This is a genomic window from Streptomyces sp. NPDC057271 (genome assembly GCF_042668715.1).
Taxonomy (GTDB): Bacteria; Actinomycetota; Actinomycetes; order Streptomycetales; family Streptomycetaceae; genus Streptomyces.
In genome coordinates, this window is record NZ_JBHUYJ010000205.1 from 1 (window position 1) to 5,078 (window position 5,078).

Consider the following 5,078-nt stretch of genomic DNA (forward strand, 5'->3'; position numbering starts at 1 on the left):
GGGCACATCGCCGGTCTTCCGGCTCCAGTCCTCCGTAGCGATCTTGAACACCTCCGAAATCAAGGTGTTGCGACGACCAGTTGAATCCGCCCTGGCAGGCGCGGTCGGAATGGAAGATCACGCCCTTCACGTCACCGCCGCGGGTGGCCGCTGCCATGTTCAAGGACGCCACGACCAGCTCGGGCGTCATGGCGTGCGCCCATCGCGTAGCCGAGCAGCCGGCGCGAGAACAGGTCGATGACGGTGGCCAGGTAGAGCTTGCCCTCACCGGTGGTGATCTCGGTCATGTCGCCGCACACACCTGGTCCGGAGCGTCCGTGGTGAAGTCCCGCCGTACGAAGTCGGGAGCCGCCGGCCGCTTGCCGTCGTCACCCTCCGCGACGACTCCCCAAGATCTGTGCCAGAACCCCGTTGCCACCTACGAAGCCAACGAGCGTAAGGCCGCCTGACGGCCCCACCCCCGCACACCGGAACGGCCAGGCAGCCCTGCCGGCCACCGCGCTGCCCATCAGGCACCCCATCCGCCGGGCCTGTGGTGGGGCCATCACGTACCACTGCGGTGCGAACACTCTGCGGGAATCGAAAAGTTGAGCGTGCGCCATGGCGCATCCGGCACAAAGGCCGTCCGAAGCTCCGATCCAGACGAGCCTCGTAGCCATGGACGGGACGGGGTCGGTCAATGACGCCAGCCGGGCGCTCTCTCGGTGAACAACTGTCTGCACGAAAGGCCTCGTTGCGATTCTCGGACATCTCTGTGACGTGGCTGTCACGCAGAGCTCGATCCGCCCTCTCCCAGCGATCCGTACTGATTGGTAGCCGCTGTGTGACAGCCTGCGGCTCGGATTCCCCGACCCGCAGGCGCGAACGGCACAGCGCACGCATCACTGAAAGGGCATCAACCGTGAATTCGTCCACTACCCCGCGAAGGGCCTCCGCCCGTCTGACCCGGGGCTCAGCGGCACTGGTCTGCGCCGGCCTTCTGACCACCGGCCTCGTCGCGGCAGCCCCGTCGACGCAGGACGCCGGTGACTTCCGGCCGGCATCCGCAGCCACCGCCGTACCGGACTCGTACATCGTCATCATGAAGAACGGGACCTCGATCAAGGGTCTCGAAGGAAAGACCGCCAAGCTCGCGAAGAAGTACCACGGCCGCGCCGGAAAGGTCTTCAAGGGCAGCCTCGTGGGCTTCTCGGCCAGGATGAGCGAGGCGAACGCCCGCAGACTCGCCGCCGAACCCGGCGTCGACAGGGTTGTACAGGACGAGTACGGCCACACGGCCGACGTTCAGCCCAGCGCACCTGCCCATCTCGACCGGATCGACGAGCGCGTCTACCCGCTGGACGGCAAGTACAACGGCGACAGCACGAACATCGGCCGTGGAAGAACCATTTACGTTGTCGATACGGGACTGCGCACCACCCACGAGATCTTCGGCGGCAGGGCCAGCGTGGCCTTCGACGCGACCCTTCCTGAAGGGTCCGCTGGTTACGGCATGGACTGCCACGGCCACGGCACCTTCGTCGCCGGCCTCGCCGCAGGCGACACCCATGGTGTGGCACGCGGCGCAGCGGTCAAGGCCGTACGCATCGGCCAGTGCGACGGACGTGCGACGGGAGCCGACACTGTCGAGGCGGTCAATTGGATCACGGAGAACGGCGACCCTCGGGCCATCGTCAACTTCTCCTACGGATTCAACATAGGTGCCGTCGGCGATCTGATCGAAGAAGCGGTGAACCGGTCCGTCGGGGCCGGATTCACCTGGGTCGTCGCGGCGGGCAACGACAACAAGGACGCCTGCACGAAGGCTGTTTCCCGCCTGAAGTCGACCATCACCGTCGCCGCGACCGCGGCCGGAAGCGACACTCGCGCCAACTACTCCAACTACGGCAGCTGCGTGAATCTGTACGCTCCGGGCTCGGCCACCTCCGCGTCCAACGGCAGCGACACCGCCGTCACCAGCGGCGGTGGTACCTCATACGCGACTCCCCTGGTAGCAGGACAGGTTGCCGAGCTCGGCCGCCAGCGGGGATCGCTCTCGACCCCGAGCCTCCTGAGGACCGCACTGCTCTCCGAGGCGACCCCGAACGCCATCACAAGTGAGCCTTCCGCCAACGCAGCGCGCATGCTGCACACGGGTGGTCACTACGTCAGATACACCCCCGTCAGCATTCCCGACGGCGGCACCGCGTTCTCCCAGCTGTCGGTCTCGGACCAGGCAGATCCGGGGACGGCGATGGGCACGTATCTGAGGGTGTCGGCATCCATCCAGCACCCGAGCCGGGGTCAGCTGCAGGTCGACCTGTTCGCACCGAACGGCAAGTCCTGGCGGCTCTACAGCCCCAACACCAGCACCGGAGCTGACCTCACGCTCGCCAACGTTCCTCTCGTCGCAACCGACGTTCCCCCCAACGGCACGTGGTCGCTTCGTGTCTACGACACCGCCACAGGCTCTACCGGAAAGATCCTCAACTTCAAGCTGCAGTTCTGACCACCGGACGACTCCAACCTCGGAGCCGTTCGGAGTAGAGGAGTCCAGGCGAGCCAGATCGCTGAATCCCAGGCTCGCTCAGCCGAGCCCACCATAGCGAGCCCAGAGGCTCGTTAGCCGTCGGCCGGTAGCCGGCCGCCACGTGCGCTCTTCCACGGAGCCAGGCGGCCCGGCCACCGGTCGACGCGCTTTCCCCGGGTCTGCTGTCGCTCAACAGAGCATGACGTCGTGTCAACTTGACCCGGCCCTGAAGGGCCGGGCTTTGAGGTGGCGCCCAACTGGCTGCTGGGTTACTCCTCCGCCCAGGCATCTGAACCGTTCCGGGTTCGGTAGAGATCTCAGATGTTGGTTGTGACCTGGGCTTTTGTGGTGCCCAGGTAGTGGTTGGCTTCGTATTCGGCGGGCGGGATATGCCCTATCTCACCGTGGAGCCGGGTGTGGTTGTACCAGTCGGTCCATTCGGCGGTGGCCAGCTCGACCTGGGCGAGGGATCGCCAGGGCCGCTGCGGCTTGATCACTTGGGTTTTGAAGAGACCGAGCGTGGACTCCATCAGCGCGTTGACGCTCCTATAGTTGTCAACTCGCCGCAGAGGCTGTCCGGGGGGTGGGTCGGAGCAGGTGGTAGACCTCGCGGATGACGTAGCGTTTGAGGCAGCGGATGATCTCGCGTTTCGTCTTGCCTTCAGCGGTTCGGCGTGCCACGTAGTCGATCGTGGGCTGGTGGAATCGCATCCGGACGATGACGGTTCTGTAGATCGCGGCGTTCAGCTGCCGGTGGCCGCCGTGGTTGATGCGGTGCCTGCCGCTGGTGATGCCGGAGCCGGTGGGAACGGGCGCGATCCCCGCGAGCTTGGCGAGGGCTGCTTCGGACTTGATCCTTTCGGGGTTGTCGCCGACGACGACGAGGATCTCCGCGGCGGTGTCCGCTCCGATGCCGAACGGCTCGAGCAGCTGCGGGGCGGCCCGCTGGACCAGGCCGCCGATCATCTTCGTCAGCTCCTTTGCCTCGGCGTCCAGGTACTGCCATCGCTTGGCGAGTGTCCGCAGGGTGTGGCGCAGTGCGTCCTCGGGTTCTTCCAGGCGGCGGGGACGTAGGGCTGCCAGGTGCCGTGCCAGGCTGATCTGCGTCTTGCCCGCGGTCTCTTGGCGCAGGGTGTCCGGGGCGTGGACCAGTATTGCCTTCATCGTGACCATGGCCGCGGCGCGCTGTTCAACGGCCTGGTCGTGCGCGATTTTGAGCTGGCGGATCATCTCGGCTTCGCCGTCGGCGGTCTTCGGCGTGGCGGTCGCGAACCCGGCGAGCACGGCGCGGGCGGCGTTCTCGGCGTCCAGGGTGTCGGACTTTCCGTTCATGCGCCGCAGTCGCCGGTCCGGACGGCCGGCCTCGACCACCTTGTGACCGTTCCTGCGGAGAAACGATGTCAGCGTGGCGCCGTAGGAGCCGGTGCCCTCGACCCCGAAAGCCAGCACTCTGCCGAACGAGGCCGCCCAGTTGGCCAGCTGCTGGAAGCCGCCGGTATCGGTGGGAATGGTCAAGGTGGCCAGGATCCCGCCGATCGTGTCCATCACCGCTGCGACGTGGACGTGCTTGTGCGTGTCGACGCCGATCACGACATGCCCGGACCTGGGCTGCTCGAGGCTCTCCATGATGTTCCTTCCGGCCGGTAGCGTGGGGCACGCTGTCGCCGGCCGGGCGGACAGGACTGTCACGGGGACGCTGTCGGTTGATCTGCCGGGTGCGGTCGAAGACGACGTCCAGGCGGCGAGTGGTCAGCGTGCGCAGATCGACAGCCAGCTCGTCACCGGGCCGCAGCACTCCCAGATCGCGGCGGACGCGGGCCTGGTCCGCGATGACGAAGGCATCGCGCTCGTCTGTCTTGCCCTCGCCCCGGTAGGACGCGGAGGCCCGGTGCACGGCGAGGCCGGTGAGGTAGGTCATCTGCTGGTTGTGCGAGAGCAGCAGTCCGATCAGCAGGGCGGCGCCGCCGTGGTTGAGGTCGACCGCCCACAGAGCGTCGGTGGATATCGCCAGGACATCACCGATCAGCTCCAACAACTCGGACTCATCGTTGTGGACGCGGCGGGACAGCAGCCGTTCGCCGTCCGCGTTGATCACCATCGCGTGGTGGTGCGTCTTGCCGATGTCCACTCCGGTCCAGATCTCGGGCACGGTCACCTCCGCCAGCTCGTCGTTACGTCAACCCAGCAGACGACCTCGCCGACGTTGTCCTATGCAGCGATCGAGTCGCGTCTCCCAATTGGCGGTCGAGTCGTCGCGGGGTCCGGGGCGGCCATGTCCTTTAAGCCATCCAGCGGCTCAGCCATGACAGCCATACCCCGGGCCCCTGGGCCTCGCCGATCTTACGAGTGACCAGTTCAGACCCACACCAATAGATAGGACGTGCCATGACTCGATCCTCTCAAATGATCGAGTCCCTACCGAACCCGGAACGATTCAATGCCCGTCGACCACGAGATGGACCTTGTGGTTGAAGTGGCCGGCGAGCCGGTCCAGGAAGCGGCACATCACCTCGGCGGTGAAGCTCTCGGTGAAGACCATGAAGTGCATCCGGCCCTTGGTGCTGATCGC

Annotated in this window: 4 protein-coding genes and 2 pseudogenes; 1 reads left to right on the forward strand and 5 read right to left on the reverse strand. The window is 66.1% G+C overall.

Annotation, left to right across the window (positions count from 1 at the left end; translation table 11 throughout):
• Positions 1-131 precede the first annotated feature (131 nt).
• Complete coding sequence (locus ACFUJR_RS38720) at positions 132-287, reverse strand: hypothetical protein (protein ID WP_383180865.1); 156 nt, start codon at positions 285-287, stop codon at positions 132-134.
• Positions 288-901: 614 nt separating this feature from the next.
• Between ACFUJR_RS38720 and ACFUJR_RS38725 the strand changes: the two genes are divergently transcribed.
• Entirely contained in the window at positions 902-2,488 is a 1,587-nt protein-coding gene (locus ACFUJR_RS38725) for a S8 family serine peptidase (RefSeq protein WP_383180862.1), read from the forward strand.
• Between the two features lie 338 nt (positions 2,489-2,826).
• Here the strand turns inward: ACFUJR_RS38725 and ACFUJR_RS38730 are convergent, their stop codons facing one another.
• The 4 genes and pseudogenes from ACFUJR_RS38730 to ACFUJR_RS38745 all read right to left on the reverse strand — a co-directional run.
• Entirely contained in the window at positions 2,827-3,039 is a 213-nt protein-coding gene (locus tag ACFUJR_RS38730) for an integrase core domain-containing protein (RefSeq protein ID WP_383180860.1), read from the reverse strand.
• 25 nt (positions 3,040-3,064) lie between these two features.
• Positions 3,065-4,135 carry an IS110 family transposase gene (locus ACFUJR_RS38735; protein ID WP_383180857.1) on the reverse strand — a complete coding sequence of 357 codons (1,071 nt, stop codon included), beginning with the start codon at positions 4,133-4,135 and terminating at the stop codon, positions 3,065-3,067.
• Between the two features lie 40 nt (positions 4,136-4,175).
• Positions 4,176-4,658 (reverse strand): annotated as a pseudogene (locus ACFUJR_RS38740) (IS110 family transposase); the annotation flags it as partial.
• A 288-nt stretch (positions 4,659-4,946) separates the two neighbouring features.
• A pseudogene (locus tag ACFUJR_RS38745) lies at positions 4,947-5,078 on the reverse strand (IS630 family transposase); the annotation flags it as partial.

Excerpts from the sequence above, each read along its gene's own strand:
- ACFUJR_RS38720 (WP_383180865.1), bottom strand. The coding sequence starts at position 287 with ATGACCGAGATCACCACCGGTGAGGGCAAGCTCTACCTGGCCACCGTC.
- ACFUJR_RS38735 (WP_383180857.1), bottom strand. The coding sequence starts at position 4,135 with ATGGAGAGCCTCGAGCAGCCCAGGTCCGGGCATGTCGTGATCGGCGTC.
- ACFUJR_RS38730 (WP_383180860.1), bottom strand. The coding sequence starts at position 3,039 with ATGGAGTCCACGCTCGGTCTCTTCAAAACCCAAGTGATCAAGCCGCAG.